Origin of the sequence: Sinorhizobium sp. M4_45, from assembly GCF_002885915.1 — a bacterium.
Classification (GTDB): domain Bacteria; phylum Pseudomonadota; class Alphaproteobacteria; order Rhizobiales; family Rhizobiaceae; genus Sinorhizobium; species Sinorhizobium meliloti_A.
Window position 1 is genome coordinate 1 of sequence record NZ_NWVE01000023.1, and the last position, 3216, is coordinate 3216.

General features: G+C 60.4%; 2 protein-coding genes and 1 pseudogene. All 3 read right to left on the reverse strand.

The features are described 5' to 3' along the window. Positions 1–212 precede the first annotated feature (212 nt). The gene (gene istB, locus CN933_RS31140; RefSeq protein ID WP_102763421.1) at positions 213–1109 is read right to left on the reverse strand and encodes an IS21-like element helper ATPase IstB; all 897 of its coding nucleotides are present in this window, start codon (positions 1107–1109) and stop codon (positions 213–215) included. Next, on the reverse strand, positions 1106–2620 hold the full coding sequence (gene istA / locus CN933_RS31145) for an IS21 family transposase (RefSeq protein ID WP_102763422.1): 1515 nt from the start codon (positions 2618–2620) through the stop codon (positions 1106–1108). The genes istB and istA overlap by 4 nt, the downstream gene beginning before the upstream one ends. Before the next feature lie 481 nt (positions 2621–3101). Beyond that, positions 3102–3216: pseudogene (locus CN933_RS31150) on the reverse strand (IS5/IS1182 family transposase); the annotation flags it as partial.

The window sequence follows — 3216 nt, forward strand, 5'->3', positions numbered from 1 at the left end:
GACAGGATTGACCATTCGTGGTCGGTGAGTTCGTAGCGGCGGCGCGTCATTCCAAGGCTCCCTCATTCGGAAGCCTTGAATCATCGGCGCGACTAAACAACAAGTGGTTTTATGAGTTTACGACCTAGCAACGTAGCCACATCGTCATCGCTGTAGCGAGAACTATGGCGCGACGATCAGGATGAGACGGCGGCGACAATCTGGATGAGATCTTATGTCGCGGTCGGCACGAAGGTATCATGCTGATTGTCGCTGGCAAGAGTCTCATCGTGTTCTGATTGCCGCTCCGCGACAAACTGGGAAGAGCTTTTGATTGTCGCGAAGGCGGCAGGTCTGCCGCGCTGGCGTTTGGCTTCCATGGCGGAACGTCGCCGATAGCTTTCGACGTTCATTTCAAAGATCGTTGCGTGATGAACAAGTCGGTCCACCGCGGCAAGCGTCATGGCCGGGTCCGGAAAGACGCGGTTCCATTCTCCAAAGGGCTGATTGGCGGTGATCATGATGGAACGCCGCTCATATCTTGCTGAGATGAGTTCGAAGAGCACGCTGGTTTCGGCCTGGTCCTTGGTGACGTAGGCCAGATCGTCGAGGATGAGCAGATCGAACTTGTCGAGCTTTGCGATGGCGGATTCGAGCTGGAGCTCACGCCGTGCGACCTGCAGCTTCTGGACGAGGTCTGTCGTGCGCGTGAACAGCACCCGCCAACCGTTCTCGATCAGTGCGAGGCCAATGGCTGCGGCGAGATGGCTCTTTCCGCCGCCGGGCGGGCCGAACAACAGGATATTGGCACCTTTGGCGAGCCAGCTATCGCCGGCGGCAATGGCCATGACCTGGGCCTTGGAGACCATGGGCACGGCGTCGAAAGCGAAGCTCTCGAGCGTCTTTCCGGGCGGCAGATGCGCCTCGGCGAGGTGACGTTCGATCCTGCGATGCGCCCGCTCAGCCAGCTCGTGTTCGGCGATGGCGGAGAGGAAGCGAGCCGCAGGCCACCCTTCACGATCGGCCTGTTCGGCAAATTGCGGCCACAGCGTTTTGATTGTCGGCAGCCTCAGTTCATTGAGCATGATGCCGAGGCGGGCTTCGTCGATGGTGTTGTGGATGTTCTTCATGCGGCCTCTCCCGCATAGGCAGACCCCATCAGGGCTTCATAGCTATTGAGCGATGCGAGCTGCACATGAACGGTCGGCAACTGATCCGGGTCTGGACCGAAGATCGCTCTCAAGGCCACCAGGTCGGGCAGTTTGCGGGCGTCGAGCGTTCTGGCAAGCTCCTCGGCCAGTTCACGCTCGCAACCGCGATCATGAGCCAGGGCCAGCAATTCGACGGTGATCTTGCAAGCCTGCCGGTCAGGCAGTTGCTCGATGAGAGTGTCGAAAGCCCTTCGATATTCCGGCCGGGGAAAGAGCTTGTCGCGATAGACCAGGTTGAGAAGCGCCATGGGCTTTTTGCGCAGGGAGTGGATCACGTGGTGATAGTTGACGACCTGGTCATGCTTGCCGCTCGCGTGGGCGCGACCTCGTGGCAACGTCAGCAGATGCGTACCGCCGATGAAGACGTCGAGGCGATCGTCAAACAAACGCACACGCAGCCGGTGGCCGATCAAACGGGAGGGCACGGTGTAGAAGACCTTGCGCAAGGCGAAGCCGCCGGTGCGCGACACGGTGACGACTACCTCCTCGAAGTCGGTGGTGCGGCGATCGGGAAGTGCCTGCAGATGCGGGCGCTCGGCATCGATGCGCTTGCCATGTGCGGCATTGCGGCGGCTGACGATCTCGTCGATGAAGGCGCGGTAGGAGCGGAGATCGTTAAAGTCTCGGGTGCCGCGCATCAGGAGTGCATCGCGGACTGCGTTCTTGAGATGGCCGTGGGAACTTTCGATCGAGCCGTTCTCGTGGGCGACGCCCTTGTTGTTGCGGGTTGGCGTCATCCGGTAATGAGCGCACAGGTCCTCATAGCGGTTTGTGAGATCGACCTTGGCATCGGCATCGAGGTTGCGGAAGGCAGCCGACAGGCTGTCGCTGCGGTGATAGAGCGGCGAGCCGCCAATGGACCACAGGGCGTTCTGCAGTCCCTCCGCCAAGGCGACGAAGCTTTCGCCGCCAAGAATGACATGGGCGTGCTCAAAGCCCGACCAGACCAACCGGAAGTGATAGAGCAGATGGTCGAGCGGTTGACCGGCAATCGTCACGCCGAGGATGCCCATGTCGGTAAAATCCGACAGCCCCAACCGGCCGGGCTCGTGCGTCTGGCGGAAGATCACCTCCTGTGCCTCACCGTGAATGGCCCGCCATGACCGGATGCGCCGCTCAAGTGTGCGGCGAATGCCTTCGGGCAATTCCGGATGACGCCGCAGCATCTCGTCGTAAACGGCGACCGCACGAATGCCGGGAGCAGCCTTGAGGAGCGGAACGACCTCCGCATCAAAGATATGCTCAAGCGGATCGGGGCGACGCCGACCGCGGGGCGGCTTGTTCTGCGACGGAAGGCGCTGCTCTTTCTCGATGCGGAATGCCGTCGCCCGGCTGATCGACGCCTTCGCGGCAGCGACCTCAACAGAATGCGTTTGTCGATACTTCATGAATAATCTCATCTGATGATCGGTTACATGGCGACCCGGCACAAAGGTGGTTCTCCATTCCAGAAAACCGCCACCGTAGCGGGCCGACCGCGATCATGAGACGCCTAAAAATTGCGCCGCGGCGGGGGTGTAACTCCGGTCGGGCTACGCCCTCCCTTCGTCACACCCCCGCCGCCGAGTCTCATCCTGATTGACGCTGAGTCTCACCTTGATTGTCGCCGCGCAGAGAACGCCCTGCAAGGATGTAGCAGGTGCCCATCCGGGAAAACCCCGATCTTGCGGAGGGGGTCCTTCGCGCGGCCCAGACTGACACAAAAACCAACCTCTTGGTGAGGAGCTCAGCGGCTTCGCAACTACGGTGGGAGCCCTTCCTCGATGATCATTTGAGTGAGAGCGAGTATCGGGCGTGGGACCGATGAGCGGAAGCTGAGGCATCCCTCGTTTGAGGAGATCAGGGAGAGGGCCGACGATGGACGGTGTCTGGCATAGCAGCCTGCTCCCCGAATCGATCTAGGACGTCGACTCATAAACTCTGACACCATATCCTCGCGGCGACGAGCTTTACGGCGGCGAGGTAGTTTTCCGGGTGCTTATCGTATCGGGTTGCGATGCCTCGGAACTGTTTGATCCTATTGAAG

What these genes read in the sequence shown, in the direction of transcription:
- istB (WP_102763421.1), bottom strand. Translation starts at nt 1,109, where the DNA reads ATGAAGAACATCCACAACACCATCGACGAAGCCCGCCTCGGCATCATG.